Source organism: Microvirga sp. CF3062 (genome assembly GCF_036314045.1).
Taxonomy (GTDB): domain Bacteria; phylum Pseudomonadota; class Alphaproteobacteria; order Rhizobiales; family Beijerinckiaceae; genus Microvirga.
In genome coordinates this window covers 77,521-98,552 of the sequence record NZ_JAYGGN010000009.1, presented here as the reverse complement: position 1 = coordinate 98,552, position 21,032 = coordinate 77,521, and the positions used below count along the sequence as shown (strand labels likewise).

At 62.6% G+C, this 21,032-nt stretch carries 20 protein-coding genes and 1 tRNA gene; 13 read left to right on the top strand and 8 right to left on the bottom strand.

Translation table 11 applies throughout. The annotated features are described in order from the left end of the window. Window positions 1-25: 25 nt before the first annotated feature. Window positions 26-436: a DUF1236 domain-containing protein gene (locus VB618_RS16195; RefSeq protein WP_329797756.1), complete on the bottom strand. Its 411-nt coding sequence runs from the start codon at window positions 434-436 to the stop codon at window positions 26-28. A 481-nt stretch (window positions 437-917) separates the two neighbouring features. Here VB618_RS16195 and VB618_RS16190 point away from each other — a divergent pair, with 481 nt between their 5' ends. Further along, window positions 918-1,592 carry a ParA family protein gene (locus VB618_RS16190; protein WP_329797755.1) on the top strand — a complete coding sequence of 225 codons (675 nt, stop codon included), beginning with the start codon at window positions 918-920 and terminating at the stop codon, window positions 1,590-1,592. 75 nt (window positions 1,593-1,667) lie between these two features. On the opposite strand, the gene VB618_RS16185 is transcribed toward VB618_RS16190, so the two are convergent. Together VB618_RS16185 and VB618_RS16180 are read right to left on the bottom strand one after the other, a co-directional pair. After that, on the bottom strand, window positions 1,668-2,951 hold the full coding sequence (locus VB618_RS16185; RefSeq protein WP_329797754.1) for an O-acetylhomoserine aminocarboxypropyltransferase: 1,284 nt from the start codon (window positions 2,949-2,951) through the stop codon (window positions 1,668-1,670). A 98-nt stretch (window positions 2,952-3,049) separates the two neighbouring features. Beyond that, window positions 3,050-3,574 (bottom strand): CoA-binding protein, encoded by a 525-nt coding sequence (locus VB618_RS16180; RefSeq protein ID WP_329797753.1) that lies wholly within the window; start codon window positions 3,572-3,574, stop codon window positions 3,050-3,052. 51 nt (window positions 3,575-3,625) lie between these two features. On the opposite strand from VB618_RS16180, the gene VB618_RS16175 reads away from it, so the two are divergent. Then, the gene (locus VB618_RS16175) at window positions 3,626-4,063 is read left to right on the top strand and encodes a PaaI family thioesterase (protein ID WP_329797752.1); all 438 of its coding nucleotides are present in this window, start codon (window positions 3,626-3,628) and stop codon (window positions 4,061-4,063) included. 15 nt (window positions 4,064-4,078) lie between these two features. On the opposite strand, the gene VB618_RS16170 is transcribed toward VB618_RS16175, so the two are convergent. Then, the gene (locus VB618_RS16170; RefSeq protein WP_329797751.1) at window positions 4,079-4,705 is read right to left on the bottom strand and encodes a glutathione S-transferase family protein; all 627 of its coding nucleotides are present in this window, start codon (window positions 4,703-4,705) and stop codon (window positions 4,079-4,081) included. Window positions 4,706-5,000: 295 nt separating this feature from the next. Between VB618_RS16170 and rplM the strand changes: the two genes are divergently transcribed. The 3 genes from rplM to argC all read left to right on the top strand — a co-directional run bounded on the left by rplM (window position 5,001) and on the right by argC (window position 7,205). Next, window positions 5,001-5,465, top strand: a complete 465-nt coding sequence (gene rplM / locus VB618_RS16165; RefSeq protein ID WP_329797750.1) for a 50S ribosomal protein L13 — start codon at window positions 5,001-5,003, stop codon at window positions 5,463-5,465. Window positions 5,466-5,467: 2 nt separating this feature from the next. Next, the gene (gene rpsI / locus VB618_RS16160) at window positions 5,468-5,944 is read left to right on the top strand and encodes a 30S ribosomal protein S9 (protein ID WP_329797749.1); all 477 of its coding nucleotides are present in this window, start codon (window positions 5,468-5,470) and stop codon (window positions 5,942-5,944) included. A 292-nt stretch (window positions 5,945-6,236) separates the two neighbouring features. Further along, complete coding sequence (gene argC / locus VB618_RS16155) at window positions 6,237-7,205, top strand: N-acetyl-gamma-glutamyl-phosphate reductase (protein WP_329797748.1); 969 nt, start codon at window positions 6,237-6,239, stop codon at window positions 7,203-7,205. A gap of 140 nt (window positions 7,206-7,345) precedes the next feature. On the opposite strand, the gene VB618_RS16150 is transcribed toward argC, so the two are convergent. Beyond that, window positions 7,346-8,230, bottom strand: a complete 885-nt coding sequence (locus VB618_RS16150; protein ID WP_329797747.1) for a fumarylacetoacetate hydrolase family protein — start codon at window positions 8,228-8,230, stop codon at window positions 7,346-7,348. 383 nt (window positions 8,231-8,613) lie between these two features. Here VB618_RS16150 and VB618_RS16145 point away from each other — a divergent pair, with 383 nt between their 5' ends. Beyond that, window positions 8,614-9,900 carry an OmpP1/FadL family transporter gene (locus VB618_RS16145; protein ID WP_329797746.1) on the top strand — a complete coding sequence of 429 codons (1,287 nt, stop codon included), beginning with the start codon at window positions 8,614-8,616 and terminating at the stop codon, window positions 9,898-9,900. Between the two features lie 80 nt (window positions 9,901-9,980). Here the strand turns inward: VB618_RS16145 and VB618_RS16140 are convergent, their stop codons facing one another. Next, a complete protein-coding gene (locus VB618_RS16140) occupies window positions 9,981-11,786 on the bottom strand; it encodes a PHA/PHB synthase family protein (protein WP_329797745.1) in 1,806 nt (601 codons plus the stop codon). Window positions 11,787-11,898: 112 nt separating this feature from the next. On the opposite strand from VB618_RS16140, the gene VB618_RS16135 reads away from it, so the two are divergent. From VB618_RS16135 to VB618_RS16105, 7 genes are all read left to right on the top strand, one after another. Beyond that, the gene (locus tag VB618_RS16135; RefSeq protein WP_329797744.1) at window positions 11,899-12,306 is read left to right on the top strand and encodes a hypothetical protein; all 408 of its coding nucleotides are present in this window, start codon (window positions 11,899-11,901) and stop codon (window positions 12,304-12,306) included. Window positions 12,307-12,348: 42 nt separating this feature from the next. Then, on the top strand, window positions 12,349-13,569 hold the full coding sequence (locus tag VB618_RS16130) for an LL-diaminopimelate aminotransferase (RefSeq protein WP_329797743.1): 1,221 nt from the start codon (window positions 12,349-12,351) through the stop codon (window positions 13,567-13,569). Window positions 13,570-13,681: 112 nt separating this feature from the next. Further along, window positions 13,682-15,004: a homoserine dehydrogenase gene (locus VB618_RS16125; protein ID WP_329797742.1), complete on the top strand. Its 1,323-nt coding sequence runs from the start codon at window positions 13,682-13,684 to the stop codon at window positions 15,002-15,004. 56 nt (window positions 15,005-15,060) lie between these two features. Further along, window positions 15,061-16,059, top strand: a complete 999-nt coding sequence (glpX, locus tag VB618_RS16120) for a class II fructose-bisphosphatase (RefSeq protein ID WP_329797741.1) — start codon at window positions 15,061-15,063, stop codon at window positions 16,057-16,059. A 134-nt stretch (window positions 16,060-16,193) separates the two neighbouring features. Continuing rightward, window positions 16,194-16,637, top strand: a complete 444-nt coding sequence (locus VB618_RS16115) for a GNAT family N-acetyltransferase (RefSeq protein ID WP_329797740.1) — start codon at window positions 16,194-16,196, stop codon at window positions 16,635-16,637. Window positions 16,638-16,718: 81 nt separating this feature from the next. Further along, window positions 16,719-18,530, top strand: a complete 1,812-nt coding sequence (recJ, locus tag VB618_RS16110) for a single-stranded-DNA-specific exonuclease RecJ (protein WP_329797739.1) — start codon at window positions 16,719-16,721, stop codon at window positions 18,528-18,530. Window positions 18,531-18,608: 78 nt separating this feature from the next. Next, a tRNA-Glu gene (locus VB618_RS16105) sits at window positions 18,609-18,683 on the top strand. Window positions 18,684-18,829: 146 nt separating this feature from the next. On the opposite strand, the gene VB618_RS16100 is transcribed toward VB618_RS16105, so the two are convergent. Both VB618_RS16100 and VB618_RS16095 read right to left on the bottom strand, forming a co-directional pair. Next, entirely contained in the window at window positions 18,830-20,050 is a 1,221-nt protein-coding gene (locus VB618_RS16100; RefSeq protein ID WP_329797738.1) for a vWA domain-containing protein, read from the bottom strand. Further along, window positions 20,047-20,985, bottom strand: a complete 939-nt coding sequence (locus VB618_RS16095; protein ID WP_442931831.1) for an AAA family ATPase — start codon at window positions 20,983-20,985, stop codon at window positions 20,047-20,049. The genes VB618_RS16100 and VB618_RS16095 overlap by 4 nt, the downstream gene beginning before the upstream one ends. Window positions 20,986-21,032: the final 47 nt, after the last annotated feature.

The following is a 21,032-nucleotide window of genomic DNA, read 5'->3' as shown; positions in this document are numbered from 1 at the left end:
CCCTGATCTTCAACCGCTTGGATGATTAGCGGATGACCTGGACGATGCGGCGGGTGCCGGGATCAACCAGAACCGGGGTCTCGTTGACCACGGTGTAGCGGTAGTTGGAGACGCCGTACTGCTGCGGAACCTCGTAGTACTGCACGCCGGAGGACGGAAGGGTCGCACCGACGCGAACCTCTTCCTGGTAACGGTAGGACGGAACGCCCTGGGTCACCACGTACTGGCGGAACTGCGGCTGCTGCTGCTCGGCAAGGCCGCCCACGATCGCGCCCGTCACGCCGCCGATGGCTGCGCCAACCGGACCGCCGACAATGGCGCCGCCAACGGCACCGGTGGTCGCACCGGCTGCAGCGCCGCCGCCGGACTGAGCAAAAGCGCTAATCGGCGCAAGGGCCACAAGAACAGCGCCTGCAAACAAGATTTTCTTCGACATGTGTCAGCTCCTAATTGGTGAAGTCTGGAGCTTAACGGCCAAGCACAAGGGTGGTTCCGAGTCTTGAAAGCTGTTTGGAACACGAATTGTGAATAAGTGGAGTTGGCTTCTTATCTAGCCGCACCATTTGGCGCGCAAAACTTTGGAACCTTGCTCTCGCCGCTTAAATCAGCGTTTGGAGACTTGGCTCTCCCTGTGCCAGCCCAATCTGCACATTGGGTTAAGCGGCTTGAAGCGGAACTTAAGGCGTGGCTAAAGTCAGATCGATTCCCGCCGCAGGCTGCGAAGCACCATACAGCTTGGCTCTGCGGGCGCTCAGCCGCCGGAATCTGAGCAGCTTCGGCCGGGAAACGTTAAAATCGCAGTGGGAACAGTGCAGGAATTAGGAAATCAGTACTTGCTCTGCTACAGGTGAACAATATTAAGATGGCCTTACCCCTCAAGCGTAGTGCTGCAGGAATAGGCTGATAAGGAGTCAGGCATGAACGTGCTGGTCTTTGCTTCGCGAAAAGGCGGCTCGGGTAAGAGCACGCTCGCTGCTCATCTCGCGAGTTATATCGCCAACCCTTCACGCCCAACATTGCTGATCGACAATGACCCGCAGGGGTCCTTGTCCTTGTGGCACAAGATCCGGAACCAGGAATATCTTGGCCTCAAGCACAACGTCCGCAACATTGCGGATGCTATCCGGGACGCCAAGCGCGAAGGCTATGAGTGGGTCCTCGTCGATACGCCCCCGAATAAGTCCTCCATCGTCGCCGAGGCGATCAAGCAGGCAACCCTCGTGATCATTCCGACCCGGGCAAGCCTGTTCGACATCGCAGCCCTTCAGGATACGGTGGCTATCGCCCGCGAGCACCGCAAGCCCTATGCGGCCGTGATCAACGCTGCTCCGGCCAAGCACGGGGATAGCGAGGCCCATGTCGTGGCTGATGCACGCGGAGCCCTGAATGCGCTCCAGGTTCCCGTTTGGGCCGGCCAGATCACGCATCGTCCGGAACTGACGCTCTCCCTCTCAACAGGCGAGGGTGCCCGGGAATATGATGCAGGTTCACAGGGTGCGGACGAAGTCGGACGCCTCTGGACGGCGCTCGAACGCTCTCTCAACGCGATTCACAACACCTACAAGAAGGCGGGCTCCTCCCGCGCTGCGTAACGCCGAGCTCTATGGCATGAAGAAGGGCGGCCTTGAGCCGCCCTTTTCGTTTCAGCTATCGCAACGCAGCGCAGCTCAGGCTGCGTCCAGCGCCTGATTGAGATCGTCGATCAGGTCCTGCGTATCCTCGAGGCCGATGGACAGGCGCACAACCTCCGGTCCGGCACCGGCCTGGGTCTTCTGCTCGTCCGTGAGCTGGCGGTGCGTGGTCGAGGCCGGGTGGATCACCAGAGAGCGGGTGTCGCCGATATTGGCCAAGTGAGAGAACAGCTTGAGGTTGGATACCAGTTTCACGCCGGCCTCGTAGCCGCCCTTAAGTCCGAAGGTGAACACCGCACCGGCACCCTTGGGGCAGTACTGCTTGGCAAGGTTGTGATAGCGGTCCGAGCGAAGGCCGGGATAGCTCACCCAGGAGATCTTGCTGTGGCTCGCCAGATGCTCGGCGACCGTCAGCGCATTGTCCGAGTGGCGCTGCATGCGCAGCGGCAGGGTCTCGATGCCATTCAGGATCAGGAAGGCGTTGAACGGTGATAGCGCCGGGCCTAAGTCGCGGAGGCCGAGCACGCGGCAGGCGATGGCGAAGCCGAAATTGCCGAAGGTCTCGCCCAGCACCATGCCGCCATATTCGGGGCGCGGCTTGGAGAGCATCGGATAGCGATCATCGCCGGCAAAGTTGAACGTGCCGCCGTCCACGATCACGCCGCCGACGGAATTGCCGTGGCCGCCGAGGAACTTGGTGGCCGAATGCACGATGATGTCAGCCCCATGCTCGAACGGCTTGATCAGATATGGGGAGGCCATCGTGTTGTCGACGATGAACGGGATGCGGTGCTTCTTGGCGATGGCTGCAATCGCCTGCAGGTCGACAATCACGCCGCCCGGATTGGCAATCGATTCGACGAAAATCGCCTTGGTCTTCGGGGTGATGGCGGCCTCGAAGGAAGACGGATCGTCCGAATCGGCCCAGACCACGTTCCAGCCAAAGTTCTTATAGGCGTGGTTGAACTGATTGATCGAGCCGCCATAGAGCTTCTTGGCGGCAATGAACTCGTCACCCGGCTGCAGGAGAGTATGAAAGGTCAGGAACTCGGCCGCGTGGCCTGAGGCGACCGCCAGAGCCGCCGTGCCGCCTTCCAGCGCCGCCACGCGCTCCTCGAGGACGGCGCAGGTCGGGTTGCCGATACGGGAATAGATATTGCCGAAAGCCTGAAGTCCGAAAAGCGAGGCGGCGTGATCCACATCGTCGAACACGAAGGATGTTGTCTGATAGATCGGCGTGGCCCGCGCGCCTGTGGCCGCATCGGGGGCGGCTCCGGCATGGATGGCGAGCGTGTTGAAACCTGGCAGACGGTCGGACATGGCAGCAGCCTCTTCCTCACAAAGACGACGTTCTGTTCTCTATAAAGAACGAAACGTTCTTCCGGTCAAGGCGGTGCCCGAAAGCTCTCTGCTAAGACTTAGGACCGATTGAGGCTGAGCTTCTGGAAGCCTTTTCCTGACAGAACCGGCTTCTTCGAGCTGATCATCCGCGAGTTGACGCCCTGCCAGGAGATCTCGCCGGAGAGTCGGCCGAACTCGATCTTCGGGCAGCGGTCCATGACCACCTGCAGGCCCTTCGCCTCGGCCTTGGCGGCCGCCTCGTCGTTGCGGACGGAGAGCTGCATCCAGAGAACCTTCGGCAACGGGTCGAGCGCCAGCGCCTCGTCCGTGATGGGTCCGGCGGCTTCCGAGTTACGGAAGACCTCAACCATGTCGATCGGGACCGGCACGTCCTTCAGGGAGGCGTAAACCGTCTTGCCCAGAAGCTCGGTGCCGGCCAGCCCCGGATTGATCGGGATCACATCGTAGCCCCGCTCCAGCAGGTACTTGGTGACGATCCAGCTCGGGCGCGCCGGGTTCTGCGATGCCCCAACCATCGCAATGGTCTTCACGCTGTTGAGGATGCCGCGGATGTAATCGTTCGGATAATTGTCGTGATTCATGAAGGGAACGTATGGGATAGGGCAGGGCAGTTCAATGAGCATCGCACATCCATGGCATCACATCATCCCATCATGACCCGGGACGAACTCGCGGCCTTCCTCGACCGGGAGTTCCCGCAGATCCACATGGGCGGACAGACCTATTTCGTGGATGAGGTCGGGCCTCTCTCGGCGCGGATGCGGATGGCCTACCACGAGCGCCATATCCGACCGGGAGGAACGATCTCCGGACCGGCCATGATGGCCTTGGCGGATCTCGCCCTTTATGTTGCGATTCTGGCCCATATCGGCCCGGTGGCACTCGCCGTCACCACGAGCCTGAACTTCAACTTCCTGCGAAAGCCCGAGCAGCGCGATCTCATCGCCGATTGCCGGCTCTTGAAGCTCGGCAAGCGGCTGGCGGTGGGCGACGTCTCCATCACTTCGGAAGGCAGCCCGGAGGTGGTCTGCCATGCGACCGGGACCTATTCGATCCCGGATCGCCGCTGACGTTCAAAGTCCCGTTCAAGTTTTCGGCGGCAGGAGCGCGTCGTCCTTCTCGCGGGCCTTGAGGGCGGCCGGACGATTGCCGATGCGATTCCAGTAAGCCTCGAAAGCAGGCCGCTTCTCGATTGTCCCGAACATCATGCCCCAGCCCAGCTGAGCGCCGACATAGACATCGGCGGCGCTGAACTGGTCGCCAGCGATGTACTCAGTTTGGGAGACCGCATATTCCAAGGCGTTCAGCACATCCTCGATGGAGCCGTAGCCGACCATGCCCTGGCGGTCAGCCGGCACCTCGAAGCCGAGGGACTTGTTGCTGACAGCCGCTTCCACCGGACCGGCCGCGAAGAACATCCAGCGGTAATAGGTGCCGCGGCGGGGATCTCCAGGCTGCGGCGCCAGCTTGGCATTGGGGAAGGCATCGGCCAGATAGGCGCAGATCGCCGCCGCCTCGGTGACGACCACACCCTCATGAAGGATCGCCGGCACCTTGCCCATGGGGTTGATAGCCCGATACCCAGGCGCCTTCATTTCCGGCCCGAAACCCAGAATCTCCGCGCGATAGGCGCAGCCCGTTTCCTCCAGCATCCAGCGCACGATGCGGCCCCGCGACATGGGATTCGTGAAGAAAATCAGTTCATCAGCCATGTAGAGCCCCTCGTTATAATTGTAGGCTGATTGTGCCTCAGACTTAAGGCCAAGCATAGTGTTCCCTGATCTGAGGAGAAAATCATGCGGTGTCTTAATACCCCATATGTGGTTTCATATTACCGCTTAAGGCTAAGCAATTGTGTTATATGGATTTTACAGCCCTGATAGGCTGCTCATTTCCGGTTGACTTCGACACCTGAAAACACTAAACAGCCCTCACTCGCCGCCGCACCTCGCGGCGGTTTGTCGTTTTCAGAACCTGAGCCATATGGCTCCAACGGGAAACAGCGCAATGAAGACTACGACTTCGCTGAAGCCCGCCGATGTCGAGAAGAAGTGGGTTGTGATCGACGCGAAGGGCCTCGTTGTAGGCCGCCTCGCTTCGGTCGTTGCCATGCGCCTGCGCGGCAAGCACAAGGCCAGCTACACGCCCCACGTCGACTGCGGCGACAATGTTATCGTCATCAACGCCGACAAGGTGGTGTTCACCGGCCGCAAGCGCGAGCAGAAGGTGTACTACCATCACACCGGTTATCCGGGTGGCATCAAGGAGCGCACCGCCAAGTTCATTCTCGACGGCCGCTTCCCTGAGCGCGTGGTCGAGAAGGCTGTGGAGCGCATGCTCCCCCGCGGCCCGCTCTTCCGTCAGATCCTGAGCAACCTGCGCGTCTACAAGGGCGCCGAGCATCCGCATACGGCTCAGCAGCCGGAGACGCTGGATGTGGGTGCCCTCAACAGCAAGAACGTGAGAGCATAATCATGGCGACCCTCCAGTCTCTCGCCGATCTCGGCATCAATGCTGAGGCCGCTGCTCCGGAAGCTCCGAAGCACGTCCAGAAGCTCGACTCGCTCGGCCGCGCTTATGCCACCGGCAAGCGCAAGGACGCAGTTGCCCGCGTTTGGATCAAGCCCGGTTCCGGCAAGATCGTGATCAACGGCCGTACGGCCGAGGTTTACTTCGCCCGTCCCGTGCTGCGCATGATCCTCGCTCAGCCCCTGCAGATCGTCCAGCGCGAAGGCCAGTATGACATCACCGTCAACGTTGACGGTGGCGGCCTCTCCGGCCAAGCCGGCGCGGTCCGTCACGGCCTCGCCAAGGCGCTGACCTACTATGAGCCGGAGCTTCGCGGCCCGCTCAAGAAGGAAGGCTTCCTGACCCGCGATCCGCGCGTCGTCGAGCGTAAGAAGTACGGCAAGAAGAAAGCCCGCCGCAGCTTCCAGTTCTCGAAGCGCTAAGGCTCCTCAGCCAGATATTTTGGAAAGGGCGGTCCTCGGACCGCCCTTTTTGTTGGCCCTATGGCTCCGCTTGTTGACAGGGCGGTGCTTCGACCTCATACAAATGGCATGAGCGAGAGCTATTTCAGCATCCGACGCCGAATGACCGCCGCCACGGCGCGCGTGCGATGACGGCTGCCTGAAGCCCGACCGCAAGCCGCGCCGATGCGCGGCTTTTTTGTTTTCCAAGAACCATATCGGGATTATCGGCTTTGCCTAAGAACAGGCGGCCGCAGGTGAAAACGGATCGATCATGACGACCATAACTCAAAGTTCAGCGGATCTCGGCCTCAAGACGAAGACAGTCTTCATCGACGGGGAGGCGGGCACCACCGGTCTCGGAATCCGCGATCGGCTTCAAAACGTTCCTGGCGTTGCCATCCGCAGCATCGATCCGGAGCGGCGCAAGGATCCGGCCGCCAAGCGCGAGATCCTGGCCGAGGTCGATCTCGTCGTGCTCTGCCTGCACGACGATGCGGCGCGGGAGACCGTTGGCCTCGTCGATGACTTGAGCGGTCACAAGCCCAAGGTTCTCGATGCCAGCACGGCCCACCGGGTGAGCCCGGGCTGGGCCTATGGCTTTGCCGAACTCGATTCTGCCCAGTGGGAGGCGGTTGCCAAGGCCGACCGGGTCGCCAATCCGGGCTGCTACCCGACCGGCGCCATCGCGCTCATCCGGCCCCTTGTGGATGCGGGCCTTATTCCGGCCGATTACCCGATCAGCGTCAACGCGGTGAGCGGCTATAGCGGCGGCGGACGCTCCATGATCGAGGCTTACGAGACCGGTACGGCGCCTTCCTTCGAACTCTACGGCCTCGGCTTCGAGCACAAGCACGTGCCCGAGCTGCAGAAGTACACTGGCCTGACGCGGCGCCCGATCTTCATTCCCTCGGTGGGCAATTTCCGGCAAGGCATGCTGGTGAGCGTGCCGCTCCACCTCGACATGCTGCCGGGCAAGCCGAAGGCTGCGGATCTCGAGGCTGCGCTCATGAGGCATTACGTAGGCGGTGGCCTCGTAAGCGTGGTGCCGACGATCGTGGGGGCTAAGAAGATCGAGCGTCTCGAGCCAGAGGCCCTGAACGACACGGACCGGCTGGAGCTCTTCGTCTTCCAGCAGGACAACTACAACCACGCGCTCCTGGTCGCCCGTCTCGACAATCTCGGCAAGGGAGCCTCGGGTGCAGCGGTGCAGAACATCCAGCTCATGCTGGGGCTTATCTGAGGGACAGTTCTGCTTTGATTGTCATCACCGGCCTTGTGCCGGTGATCTCGATCCGAGAAGCAATAAGCCTCATGAAAGCGAGATGGCCGGGAGCAAGCCCGGCCATGACATGAGAAAAGCACTTGCTTTTCTTGGTGGGGCTAATGTCCCTTCCAGCTCTTGCTGGTGTCCACTGCATTCCCCTCGAAGGCCACGAAGCGCTGCCGCTGTTCGCCGAGCCCCTCGATTCCGAGCGACACCACATCGCCCGGCTTGAGAAAGCGCGGGGGCTTCAGGGCCATGCCGACGCCGGGCGGTGTGCCGGTGGTGATCACGTCGCCGGGCTCCAGGATCATGAAGTGCGAGACGTAAGAAACGATCTGCGCCACGTTGAAGATCATGGTCTTGGTCGAGCCGTTCTGCATGCGCTCGCCGTTCACGTCGAGCCACATGGCGAGGTTTTGCGGGTCCGGGATCTCGTCCTTGGTCACGAGCCAGGGGCCGAGGGGGCCGAAGGTCGGGCAACCCTTGCCCTTGGTCCAGGTGCCGCCGCGCTCGAGCTGATACTCGCGCTCGGAGACGTCGTTGCAGACACAGAAGCCGGCCACGAAATCGAGCGCCTCGTTGGCTCCGATATAGGACGCCCGGTCGCCGATCACGATGGCCAACTCCACCTCCCAGTCAGTCTTCTGCGATCCGCGCGGGATGATCACATCGTCGTTGGGCCCGACGATGCAGGACGGCGCCTTGTTGAACACGATGGGCTCTGCCGGGATGGCCGCGCCGGTCTCGGCAGCATGGTCGGCATAGTTCAACCCGATGGCGATGAAATTGCGCACCTGCCCCACGCAGGCGCCTAGGCGCTGGCCAGATGGAGCAAGGGGGAGGGTGGATGTGTCGGCCTGACGGATGCGGTTCAAGGTCTCCGATGACAGCGTCGTTCCGCCAATGTCGGGAACGAGACCTGAGAGGTCACGAACCTGTCCCTGGGCATCGACCAGTCCGGGCTTCTCCTGTCCCGCTTCCCCAAATCTCACCAGCTTCATCAAGCGCTCCTCTCTTTGCGTCATGTGCATAATTGGCGCGAATGCGCCCCGCTACAATGCATTTTCCCAGTGCAAATATGTTGCTGTTTTGCCACGAGGCCTCACAAAGTGCACGACATCCCTATTCCCATAGGTGGTAGAAAGCAGCCGGAGATTAGCCGCCAATACATTTGTTTATATATGAACCATTGTTCCATACTTGCTCTTGCTATGAGTTTCTGAAAGTAAACTCAAGTATTGAACGAAGAATATACATAAATTTTATAGATTCTTAACAGCCTGAACCTGCCTCATAAACAGATTGCGGCAAAATTTAAGCATTGGCAGATTGTGCTCAAGGCGGGATTCGCCCGCACAAGAAGCAAATGGGCAGGAAAACTTCCATGAGTCATCTCTCTCGTTCTTTGACCCTGGCTGCGGTCTCTCTTGCAGCCCTCGTCGCCGCGCAGGGCGGTGCTCATGCCGGTGCCTTCGGTATCCGTGAGCAGAGCGCCGCAGCTCAAGGTCTATCGTTCGCCGGTGCCGCATCTGGCTCTGGCTACCTGTCCTCCATGTTCTGGAACCCAGCCGTCATCACGATGATGCCGGGCTGGAACACCGAGGCGAGCCTGTCGCTCATCGTTCCGCGCGTGGACATCAACCCGCTGCCGTCCGTTCCCACCTTTGCGCTCGGTGACTCCGGCGATATCGGCCAGGACGCCATCGTTCCGTCGAGCTACAATTCCTACCAGATCAACGACATGCTCTGGGTCGGTCTGTCCACCACTTCGCCCTACGGGCTTGTCACTGATCCGCGCGACAACTGGGCCGGTCAGGTTTACTCGCGCTCGTCCAAGGTCTTCTCCCTGAATGCCAATCCGGTTCTCGGCATCAAGGTGAACAACTGGCTGTCCGTTGCTGCCGGTCCGTCCCTCCAGTACTTCGATATCCGCCTCAAGCGTGCGGCCGCCGTCACGCCTGGTGCTCCGAGCGTTATCCTTGACGGTGATGACATCGGCTTCGGTTTCACGGCCGGTGTGACCCTCACGCCGTTCGCGGGAACGTCGATCGGTATCGGCTATCGCTCTCGGATCGATCATGAGCTTGAGGGAACGGTCACTTCCCCCGCAGGCCAGATCCCGATCAGCTCCGACCTGACGACGCCGGACCAACTCACCATCGGCATCTCCCAGGCCATCACGCCGGCCCTGACCGTGCATGCCGGTTTCGAGTGGACGAACTGGAGCGTTCTTGAGACGCCTCTCGTCACCGGTCCAGGCGGTGTCGTCGTGACAGATCTTCCGCTCAACTACGACGACGGCTACTTCTACTCCCTCGGCTTCGATTACAAGTATAACAACCAGCTGACCCTGCGCGCCGGTGTGGCCTACGAGGAGTCGCCCATCGACACGGAAGTTCGCTCCACCCGTCTTCCTGACAACGACCGCATCTGGGCATCGGTCGGCGCCACCTACCAGTGGAACGAGAAGCTGTCCTTCGACATCGCCTACACGCACATCTTCGCGAAGGAGACGGACATCCGCATCCTTCCGGGCCACCAGGATTACGAAGGCCTGCCCTTCGTGGCCGACGTGGACGCAAGCGTCGATATCGTGTCGGTCGGCCTACGCTACCGTTGGGACAACCCGGCCGTTGCGATCCCGGCTGCTCCGATCGTCCGCAAGTACTGATCTCGTTGGTCAGCAAGCAAACCGAAAGGCCGGCGTTTCGCCGGCCTTTCTTTTTGGGTTCGCGCAAGAAAATTGAAGTTTCAGGATTTCGCCAGGACGTAAGTCCCCGGCGCTTCGCAGAGGGGCTCCAGCTTGCCGCATCCGGGTTCGCGCGCCGGCACCATCTTGGGACCTTGGGCCTTGATCCATTCGAACCAGTAGGGCCACCAGGAGCCGGGTGTCTCGGTCGCCTGCTTTATCCAATCCTCCAGTTCGCCTTCAACCGAGCCGCCGGTCCAGAACTGGTATTTCGGCTTGCCGGGAGGATTGACGACGCCGGCAATGTGTCCCGATCCGGCGAGCACGTAATGAACCGGCCCGCCGAAGGCTTTCGAGCCGACGAAGACGGAGCGGGCAGGGGCGATGTGGTCTTCCTTGGTGGCAAGGTTGAAGATCGGCACCTTCACCTTCTTCAGATCCAGCTTGACCCCGGCGAGTTCCATCTCGCCTTGGGCAAGCCTGTTCTCGAGATAGCAGTTGCGAAGATAGAAGGCATGGTTGGCTGCTGGCATGCGGGTCGAATCGGCGTTCCAGTAGAGCAGGTCGAAGGGGAGCGGCGCCTTGCCCTTCATGTAGACATTGACCACGTAGGGCCAGATCAGATCGGTCGGCCGCAGCATGTTGAAGGCGTTGGCCATGCGTGAGCCTTCGAGATAGCCGCGCTTCTTCATGGAGGTCTCGATGTTGCGGACCTCCTCCTCGCCGGCAAACACCTTCAGGTCGCCCGCATGGGTGAAGTCCACCTGCGCGGTAAAGAGCGTCGCGCTGTCGATACGCTTGTCCCGCTTGGCGGCCATGTAGGCCAAGGTCGTCGCCAGCAGGGTTCCGCCGACGCAGTAGCCGATCGCCGTCACCTTCTTTTCGCCCGTGGCCTGCTCGATGGCCTCAAGCGCCGCGAAAATGCCGTCGCGCATGTAGTGCTCAAAGCCCTTCTCGGCATGCTGCTCGGCCGGATTGACCCATGAGATGCAGAATACGGTGAGACCCTGCGCCACCGCCCAGCGAATGAAGCTCTTCTCCGGGTTGAGATCGAGGATGTAGAATTTGTTGATCCAGGGCGGCACGATCAGCAGCGGTCGCTTGAGCACCTTCTCGGTGGTTGGCGTATACTGAATCAGCTCGATGAGATCGTTGCGGAAGATCACCTTGCCCGGCGTGTTGGCGATGTTGACGCCAATCCTGAAGTTGCTCGGATCCGACTGGCGGATCTTCAGCTCGCCTTGGCCAGCTTCGATATCCTCCGCCAGCATAGTGATGCCACGCACGAGGTTGGCCCCGTTCTCGCGCATGGTCTCGCGGATCAACTCAGGATTGGTCAGGAGGAAGTTGGAGGGTGAGAGAGCGCTGGACAACTGCTTGAGATAGAACTGCGCCTTGTGGCGCGTCCGCTCATCGAGACCATCCGCGTTCTCCACCAGGTCCTCCGCCCAACGGGAGGAGATGAGATAGGCCTGCTTCAGGAAATCGAAGATCGGGTTCTCGGACCACTCCGGATCCTTGAAGCGGTTGTCCTTGGGCTCGGGCTCGGCGACCGGCTCCGCAGGCTCGCCCTGAGCACGCTTCAGGGTCGAGGCCCACAGGCTCAAGAACTGGGTGCCAAGGCGGGTCTGGGCCTCCAGGCTCCTCTGCGGGTCGGTCATCCAGACTTCGGCCACGCGGCTCAAGGACTTGATCGCCTCGGATGCATCCGCCGGGGGTTCCGACAGGGCTTTGCCTTCCTGGACAGGTTTGAAATAGGCGGCGGCGGCCTTGCCGGCCCCTTCGATGAACCGGGCGGCGTTTTGGGAGAGCTGCTCGAAATCCGGGGTAGGGCCTTGGGTCTTCTCTTCACCATATGGCTTGTCCATAAGGCGATCTCCCTCTATCGCAGCATCATTGCCCTCGGGCTGCACTTCCGACATCTTAGCGTTCGATGCGCTGGGTTTGCCAGAGTCATGTTGCCATCCTTAGGTATCAGAAATGCGTATGAAGCCCCTTTCGATCCCTCGTGCTGCGGCCTTTGCGTTGATCATGTTCGCGGCCGCTGGCATGGCCGGCTGCAACAGCAATCCCGTGCGTGACGTAGCCACCTCCCTCGGAGCAGGCCCCCAGGTGGCGCCGAGGCCTGATTTTGTGGAGCGCTCAAGGCCCGCTGATCTCGAGTACATGCCGATCGGCACGCCCGTTCCCCAGCGTTCGACTCCCGCGCGCACGGCGGAGGAGATCAAGGCAGCCGAGGCGGAGCTCGATGCGCTGCGCAGCCGGAATGAGGCTGCGGGTGCTGCGGCTGCAGAATTGGGCAAGACCCCACCGCCTCAGCCGGTCAGGCTCCCGGCCAACACGTCGCAGCAAACGCGCCAGAAGACGAATTCCAACAGAAGGCCTTAGTGCCTATACGGAATGATGTGATTCCGCTCGGGGACGAGAACCATGTCTGATTTCTACCGGATCAAACGCCTTCCGCCTTATGTTTTCGAGCAGGTCAACCGCATCAAGGCCGCTGCCCGGGCCAATGGGGCAGACATCATCGATCTCGGAATGGGGAATCCGGACCTCCAGGCCCCGCAGCACGTCATCGACAAGCTCGTCGAGACCGTGGGTAAGCCCCGGACCGACCGGTACTCGGCCTCCAAGGGCATCGGCGGCCTGCGTCGCGCCCAGGCCGGCTATTACGAGCGCCGCTTCGGTGTGAAGCTCAACCCGGACACCCAGGTGGTGGCGACGCTGGGCTCCAAGGAGGGCTTTGCCAACATGGCCCAGGCGATCACGGAGCCGGGCGATGTGATCCTCGTGCCGAATCCGAGCTATCCGATCCATGCCTTCGGCTTCCTCATGGCAGGCGGCGTTATTCGCTCCGTTCCGGCTGAGCCGACCCCGGAGTTTTTTGTGGCCGCCGAGCGGGCCGTGGCGCATTCCATCCCGAAGCCTGTGGCGCTCGTGGTCTGCTATCCGTCGAACCCGACCGCCTATGTGGCTTCCCTGGACTTCTACCGGGACCTCGTGGCCTTCGCGAAGAAACACGAGCTGATTCTGCTGTCGGATCTTGCTTATTCCGAGGTCTATTTCGACGAGGCAAACCCGCCGCCCTCGATCCTCCAGGTGCCCGGCGCCATGGATGTGGCGGTGGAGTTCACCTCCATGTCCAAGACCTTCTCCATGGCCGGCTGGCGCATCGGCTTCGCGGTTGGCAACGAGCGACTCCTGGCGGCTCTTGCCCGCGTGAAATCTTATCTCGATTACGGTGCTTTCACGCCTGTGCAGGTGGCAGCCACCGCCGCCCTGAACGGGCCGGAGGATTGCATCCGCGAGATGCGCACAACCTACAAGCGCCGCCGGGACGTGATGGTCGATTCCTTCGCCAAGGCCGGCTGGGACGTGCCGGTGCCCACCGCCTCCATGTTCGCCTGGGTGCAGATCCCCGAGAAATTCCGGACTCTGGGGAGCCTCGAATTCTCCAAGCTCCTGGTGGAAAAGGCGGATGTGGCAGTCGCTCCCGGCATCGGCTTCGGCGAGCACGGCGACGACTACGTGCGTATCGCCCTTGTGGAAAACGAGCAGCGCATCCGCCAGGCCGCCCGCAACATCCGCAAATTCTTCGATCACGCGGATCAGACCCTCCACAACGTGGTGCCGATGGTTCGGCGGGTCTGACCCCTGTCGCAGGAACTTATGCCGATGCCTTCGACTGGGATTTCCGGTCCGCATGGACATGGAACCCTAGCGGTCGTAAAAGCAGCCCAAGATTTTCAAGGAGCTGCTGTTCGTGACACGTCCCCTTCGGGTCGGTATTGCCGGCCTCGGCACCGTCGGCGCATCGGTCATTCGCATCCTCGACCGCCAGAATGAAGCCATTGCACAGCGCGGCGGGAAGCCGGTTCAGGTTGTAGCCATTTCGGCCCGTGACAGGTCCAAGGATCGAGGATTCGATCTCTCGGGCTTCACGTGGTTCGACAATCCCGTGGACCTTGCCGGTGCAACTGACGTGGATTGCGTCGTCGAGCTCGTGGGCGGTGCGGATGGGACGGCGCTGGAGACGGTGCGCACGGCGCTCTCCCACGGCAAACATGTGGTCACGGCCAATAAGGCGCTGCTTGCCAAGCACGGGCTCGAACTCGCGAGGCTCGCCGAGGATAAGGGCGTATCGCTGGCTTTCGAGGCCTCGGTCGCCGGCGGCATCCCGATCATCAAGACCCTGCGCGAGGCCATGCCGGCCAATCGAATCTCGCGCCTCTACGGCATCCTCAACGGCACCTGCAACTACATCCTTTCCCGGATGGAGCTGGAGGGGCTGACCTTCCAGGAGTGCCTGAAGGACGCTCAGCACCTCGGCTATGCGGAAGCCGATCCGACCTTCGACGTCGAAGGATTCGACACCGCCCACAAGCTCGCCATCCTCACCAGCCTTGCCTTCGGCACGCAGATCGACGCGGAAGCCATCTATGTGGAGGGCATCTCCTCCATCACCCCACTCGATCTCGCCATGGCCAAGGAACTGGGCTTCCGCATAAAGCTTCTGGGCGTTGCCGAGCGTACCAAGACCGGCATCGAGCAGCGCGTCCACCCGACCATGGTGCCCCGCACATCCTCCATCGCCCAGGTGATGGGCGTGACGAATGCGGTGACCATCGACGCCGATGCTATCCGCGAGCTGACCCTGATTGGGCCGGGGGCAGGGGGCGATGCCACCGCGTCCGCCGTCGTGGCGGATATCGCCGATGTTGCAACCGGCAATGTCCAGCCGCTCTTCGGCGCTCCCATCGACCAGCTGGAAAAGGCGCCCCGCGCCCCCATGCAGCGCCACGAGGGCGGCTACTACATCCGCCTGACCGTCCATGATCGGCCTGGTGTCGCCGCCGGCGTGGCGACCCGCATGGCTGAGGCCGACATTTCGCTCGAAAGCATCCTGCAGAAGCGCTCGGAAGTTGCCGCGAACAAGGATCCGCACGGCCGTTCGGGTGCCCCGGTTCCGCTGGTGCTCATCACCTATGCGGCCACCGAGGCTTCGATCCGTTCTGCTCTGGAAAAGATTACGGGGGATGGTCTTATTGCCGAGCCGCCCCAAGTCATTCGCATCGAACGCGAGTAACCTACGACTGGATCTTAAGATCCAGCCACGACCACGATAAGGGAGACGACACGTCCATGTCGCAAGGCATTACCGTCCAACCGGGCCAAATCATCGAGCGTATCCTGACCCTGGAGCTCGTCCGCGTCACCGAGCGCGCGGCGGTGGCCTCCGCCAGGCTGCGCGGCCGCGGCAACGAAAAGGCCGCCGACCAAGCGGCCGTGGATGCCATGCGCCGTGAGCTGAACAAGCTGCCCATCGACGGCACAGTGGTGATCGGCGAGGGCGAGCGCGACGAGGCCCCGATGCTCTTCATCGGCGAGCGCGTCGGCAACAAGCAGGGCCCGAAGGTCGACATCGCGGTCGATCCGCTTGAGGGCACCACTTTGTGCGCCAAGGACATGCCGGGCTCCATCGCCGTCATGGCCATGGCCGAATCCGGCACCCTGCTGGCAGCGCCCGACGTCTACATGCACAAGATCGCCATCGGCCCCGGCTATCCGACCGGCACAGTCGACCTCGATGCCAGCCCGGAGGAGAACCTTCACAACCTCGCCAAGGCGAAGGGCGTGAAGGTGAACGAACTGACCGCCCTCGTGCTCGACCGTCCGCGCCATGCCGATCTCATCGCAGCCATCCGCAAGACTGGCGCCGGCATCCGGCTGATTTCCGATGGCGACGTGGCCGGCGTGATCTTCACCACGAAGCCGGAAGAGACGGGCATCGACATCTATCTCGGCATCGGCGCGGCCCCCGAGGGCGTGCTGGCGGCCGGGGCGCTGCGCTGTATCGGCGGCCAGATGCAGGCCCGCCTGATCCTCGACACGGAGGAGAAGCGCTCCCGTGCTCTGCAGATGGGCGTCACGGACCCCAACCGAAAGTACGACATGACGGATCTTGCCCGCGGCGACGTGATCGTGGCCGCTACCGGTGTGACCGACGGCGCCCTGATCAAGGGGGTTCATTTCGGCAGGGACGTGATCACCACAGAGACCGTGGTCTATCGCTCCGCCACCGGCACCGTCCGCCGCATCTACGGCGAGCACCGGGAGCTGGCGAAGTTCCACTTGGATTAAGTCGCTCCAGGCACGACACGATCCATTCTGCGTCATGGCCGGGCTCGTCCCGGCCATCCACGTTTCAGATGGATTGAGACGTAGATTCCCGGAACAAGTCCGGGGATGACGATGGAGCAGGTTAGGAGAACTCCATGATTCAAATCCGCCCCTTCCAGTCCGACGACCGGCAGGCCTGGGAGCCCCTCTGGCAGGGCTATCTCACCTTCTACAAATCCTCCCTACCGGCGGAGGTCACGGAGGAGACGTGGCGGCGGCTCAACGATCCTGTGGAGCCCATGCATGGTCTGGCTGCCGTTCTCGACGGCACGATCATCGGCATCGGTCACTACCTCTATCACCGCTCCACCTGGACGACGGGCGATTATTGCTACCTGCAGGATCTGTTCACGGCCGAGGAGGCACGGGGGCGCGGGATAGGCAGGATGCTGATCAAGGCAGTCTACGAGAAGGCGAGGGCAGATGGAGCAAGCCGGGTCTATTGGCTGACCCACGAGACCAATACGGCAGCCCAGGCCCTCTACGAGAAGGTCGCCTCGAGAAGCGGTTTCATACAGTACCGGCATCTGTTGGGCTGATGCCTACTTTCATTTCGGTAGGCCGGGAGTGACGATGTGGGGAAGGTGCTTTGACCACAATTCGCGGTTAAGACTCCCCCTGTGACCGAATCATCTCCTCTTCTCCTGCCCAAGCCCTTCCTGGGCGTCGCTAATTCCGCCCTTGGGCGCACCTGGGTTGAGCGCTGCGATGCCGCCCAGAGCACGATTGCGCTCGCGATCGCCCAGACCCATGGCCTGCCGGATGTCCTCGCCCGCGTGCTCGCGGGGCGGGGTGTTGGCATCCATGACACAGACGGCTTCCTGAACCCGCGCCTGCGGGATCTCATGCCTGACCCGCACAAGCTCACCGACATGGAGGCGGCAGCCTCCCGCCTCGCCGATGCGGTGACGCGGGGCGAGAAGGTGGCGATCTTCGGCGACTACGACGTGGACGGCGCCTGCAGCGCAGCGCTCCTGGCCGAGTATCTGCGCGCCTGCGGGGTGGAATACGCGATCCACATCCCCGACCGGATCACGGAAGGCTACGGCCCTAACGTGGATGCGATACGGGCCCTGAAAGAGCAGGGTGCCGATGTCCTGGTTACGGTCGATTGCGGCACCGCCAGCATCGAGCCCCTGGCCGAAGCCCGCCGACTAGGGCTCGATCCGCTCGTCATCGACCATCACCAGGCCCCCGAGCAGCTGCCCGACGCGCTCGCCATCGTGAACCCGAACCGGCAGGACGACCTGTCGGGGCTCGGCCACCTCTGCGCGGCAGGCGTGGTCTTCCTATTCCTAGTTGCCCTCAACCGGACCCTGCGCTCGCGTGGGTTCTTCGATGGCCGACCCGAGCCCGACCTGATGGGCAGCCTAGACCTCGTGGCCCTGGCGACCGTTGCCGACGTGGTGCCGCTGCTGGGCCTCAACCGCGCCTTCGTGCGCCAGGGGCTGGCCATCATGCGGAGCCGCCGTCGGGTGGGGCTTGCAGCACTCTTCGACACTGCAGGGCTCGCAGGGGCGCCGGAAAGCTGGCATCTCGGCTATCTCGTCGGGCCTCGCATCAATGCCGGCGGGCGCATCGGCGATGCCGCCCTGGGCTCGAAGCTTCTCCTGACCGAAGATCCGGTCCAGGCCGGCAGGCTGGCCGCGGAGCTCGACCAGCTCAACCGGGAGCGGCAGGCCATCGAGGTCGTGGCTGTCGCGGAGGCCGAAGCTCAGGCCATGATGGCCCTCGAGCGCATGCCGGACCTGCCGGTTCTCGTGACGGCTTCAGCCGAGTGGCATCCCGGCGTCGTTGGCCTAATCTCCGCCCGCACCAAGGAGCGGTTCCGCCGCCCGGCTTTTGCGTTCACGCTCAATATGGATGGGACAGCCACCGGCTCCGGCCGGTCCGTGCCTGGCGTCGATCTGGGCTACGCCGTGCGGGCAGCCGTGGGCGCTGGGCTTGCCATCAAGGGTGGCGGCCACACCATGGCGGCCGGCGTAACGATTCAGGCGGCCGATCTCCAGCGCTTCCTGGACTTTGTGACCGAAAGGCTCTCGGAGCCGGTGAGCGCCATGCGACTGCGCGACAGTTTCGCCATCGACGCGACCTTGACCGCCGGCGGCGCCCAGCCGGCCGTGGTGACGGCGCTCGAACGGGCAGGGCCGTTCGGCCAGGGCCAGCCTGAGCCCATGTTCGTCTTTCCGCAGCATCGAGTGATCGAGGCGAGGGAAGTCGGCAGCGGCGGGCATCTGCGCGTCAAGCTTCGAGGCGGCGACGGCAGCTTCATCGGCGGAATCGCCTTCCGCGCCGCAGGCCAGCCGCTGGGCAACGTGCTGTCCCAGGCCATCGGAAACCCGCTCCATGTGGCGGGCACGCTCTCCATCGACCGGTGGGGCGGCGGGGAAAAAGCCGAGCTTCGCATAGCGGATGCCGCAAGGCCCGAATAATTGAAATCGGGTGCTTGCGATGCGTCACGAACCCATCTATAGGTTCGCCCACTTCGGCGGCACCGCCCCGAATGACCCGCGCCCTTCGTCTATCGGTTAGGACGCCAGCCTTTCACGCTGGAGAGAGGGGTTCGACTCCCCTAGGGCGCGCCACACTATCTTCATCCTTGAAAAATCAATGGTCTGAATGAGTTGAAGGCGTTCTTGCGCCTGACTTGTCATCAGGCGAAGCCTCCCACAAGGGCGGTTCTCCTGTCGTAGGTTCGAGGCTTGCTGCGACTCTGGCCTGCTGCTCCAGCTCACGATGCCCGCAGCCACTGGCGCGGGTTGTTTCGCTCTGTCGGCTCGCCCGACAGGGCACGGCAGAGCTCTCCCATGGACGCCAGATTGTGGATGGGCCGGAATTCATCGACATAGGGCAGCATCGCCCGGATGCCGGTGGCGCGGGCCTCGAAGGCATCGAAGCGCAGGAGCGGATTCAGCCAGATCAGGCGGCGGCATGAACGCTTGAGACGATCCATTTCGAAGGTCAATTCTCGGGTCACCTCCCGCTCAAGCCCGTCCGTAAATAGCAGGACGATTGCGCCCTGGCCGAGCACGCGGCGGGACCAGTGGCGGTTGAAGTCGTGGAGCGCATGAGCGATCCGGGTCCCGCCCTCCCAGTCCTGCACGCGCTTCGAGGCACGGGCGAGCGCCTCGTCCGGGTCGCGGCTCGTCAGCTCGCGGCTGATGTTTGTCAGGCGCGTTGCAAAGACGAAGGAATGGACGCGCCGCCGCTTCTCGGCGACGGCATGCAGGAAATGCAGGAAGAGGCGGGAGTAGTCCGCCATGGAGCCAGAGATGTCCATGAGCGCCACCACCGGCGCATGGCGTACGGCAGGAGAGCGGTAGGCCAGATCGATCGCGGCCCCGCCGCCGCGCAGCGACCGCCGGAAGGTTTTTCGTGGGTCGATCCGGCGGCCTCGCGGATCGGACAGGAAGCGGCGCGTGGTTACTTCGTCATCCGGCAGGGACATCTCGGCGATCAGGCGCTTGGCCACAGCGATCTCGGCGGCCGACATCTGGGCGAAATCCTTGGCCTTCAGAACCTCGCGATCCGACACGGTGAGGCGGGCGGAGAACTCGGTCTTCTCGACCGGCTCCGGCTTCTCCTGCCGGGGCGTGGCGAGGGCTTCGGCCACGCGCAAGGCGCCGGCCAGCGGCTTCTTCTCCTCCTTGGCTCCGCCGGGAGCGATGGGCGACATCTGGGCGATCAGCTTCTCAATCAGTGCGCGCCGCCGCCAGAAAATCCTGAAAGCCTGGTCGAACAGGATGCTGTGTTCGTGCCGCTTCACGAACACGGCATGGAGCGTCCAGTAAAAGTCCTCGCGCGTGCCGATCCGCGCCGCCTCGACCGCCGCAATGGCATCGAGAACCGCACCGGGGCCGACCGGCAGTCCGGCGGTTCGCAAGGCCCGCGCGAAATACGCGATGTTGTCCGCAAGACGACCTTCACCCTGACGGGTGGTCTCGTCGTTCACGCAGATGCCCTCAGCACGTTCTGCACCTGATCGAGCATATCCTTGGCCCGGCTGCCCTGCATCTTCTGGATGTCGTCCTGATATTTCAACAGAACGCCGACAGTATCGGAGACAAGCGCCGGATCGAGCGCTACCGCATCGAGCTCCACGAGAGCCGAGGCCCAGTCAAGAGTTTCGGCCACGCCCGGTGCCTTGAACAGATCCTCCTTGCGGATCGCCTGGACGAAGGCGACGATCTCCTGCGACAGGCGTTCGGCCGCCTGCGGAACACGGCTTGAGAGGATCGCGAGTTCCCGTTCGGCATCCGGATAATCGACCCAATGATAGAGGCAGCGGCGCTTGAGCGCGTCGTGAATCTCGCGGGTGCGGTTCGATGTGATGATGACGATGGGCGGATGCTCCGCTTTGACAGTGCCGAGCTCTGGGATGGTGACTTGGAAATCCGAGAGCACCTCCAGAAGGAACGCCTCGAAGGCCTCGTCCGTGCGGTCGAGTTCGTCAATGAGCAGAACCGGGGCGCCGGATGTGTCGGGTTCCAGAGCCTGCAGGAGCGGCCGCTTCACCAGATAGCGTTCCGAGAACAGGTCGCTCTCGAGCGTGTCCCTGTCCACCGCTCCGCCGGCCTCGGCCAGCCGGATCGCCATCATCTGCCCGGCATAGTTCCACTCATAAACAGCCGAGGCGACATCGAGTCCCTCATAGCATTGCAGGCGGATGAGACGGCGTCCGAGCGCGGACGAGAGCACCTTGGCGATCTCCGTCTTGCCGACGCCAGCCTCCCCTTCGAGAAAGAGAGGGCGTCCGAGCTTCAACGCGAGAAAGAGCACCGTCGCGAGCGAGCGGTCGGCCACATAGCCGGCGCTCTGCAGAAGAGCCAAAGTGCTGTCGATGGAACCGGGTTGATCGGCCACGGGCTGTGCTGCTCCCAAGGGCATGATGCCCGGGCGAGGCCCGGGCATCGAGACAACGTCGTACTGGTTTG